Raw genomic sequence first — 1015 nt, 5'->3', positions numbered from 1 at the left:
AGATCCGCTCGATGATGGTGCCCGTCGCGAGTGCGCCGCCCGCGCACATCGTGATCAGGGCGGTCGAGCCGTCGCGGCGCTCGAGTTCGTGCAGCGCGGTGGTGATCAGGCGAGAACCGGTGCTGCCCACGGGATGTCCGAGCGCGAGCGCGCCGCCGTTGACGTTGACCTTGTCCATGTCGGGGCCGTGGACCTGGGCCCAGGACAGGGCGACCGACGCGAACGCCTCGTTGACCTCGAACAGGTCCAGATCGCCGATCTTCATGCCGGCCTTCTCGAGCACCCGCGCGGTGGCCTGCACGGGGCCGTCGAGGTGGTACTCGGGCTCGGCGCCGACGAGGGCCTGGGTGACGATGCGGGCACGGGGCTTGAGGCCGAGCGCGCGGGCGCGGTCCTCGTCCATGAGCATGACCGCGGCGGCGCCGTCGGAGATCTGCGACGACGTGCCGGCGGTGTGGATGCCGCCCTCGAGGACCGGCTCGAGCTTCGCGAGCGACTCCGCGGTGGTGTCGCGCAGGCCCTGGTCGCGGCTGACGACGTTCATCTCGGACGTCGGCTGCTTGTCCTCGCCGATGACCGGTGCGGTCACCGGGACGATCTCGCGGTCGAAGCGACCCTCGGCCCACGCCTGCTTCGCGAGCGCCTGCGAGCGGACACCGAGGGCCTCGATGTCGTCACGGGTCAGGCCACGGCGCTTCGCGATGCGTTCGGCGGCGTCGAACTGGTTGGGCATGTCGATGTCCCACGACGCGGGACGGCGCGGCCCGGCCTCGGTGCCGACGTTGGCGCCCAACGGAACCTGGCTCATCGCCTCGACGCCGCACGCGACGCCGATGTCGATGGCGCCGGTCGCGATGAGACCCGCGATGAGGTGGTTGGCCTGCTGCGCGGAACCGCACTGGCAGTCGATGGTGGTGGCGCCGGTCTGCCACGGCAGGCCCGCGGCGAGCCACGCGGTGCGGGTGACGTTGTTGGACTGCGCGCCGGCCTGCGTGACACAGCCGCCGATGACCTG

At 71.7% G+C, this 1015-nt stretch carries 1 protein-coding gene; it reads right to left on the bottom strand.

Features of this window, described 5'->3' with window-relative positions; genetic code table 11:
• Positions 1-1015, bottom strand: a 1015-nt coding sequence (locus J2X34_RS28415; protein WP_429520357.1) for a steroid 3-ketoacyl-CoA thiolase, incomplete at both ends; no start/stop codon positions are given.

The sequence above is a fragment of the Rhodococcus sp. BE178 genome (assembly GCF_050433545.1).
Lineage (GTDB): Bacteria > Actinomycetota > Actinomycetes > Mycobacteriales > Mycobacteriaceae > Prescottella.
The sequence above is the reverse complement of the archived record's forward strand: the minus strand, read 5'-3'. Positions and strand labels throughout refer to the sequence as shown.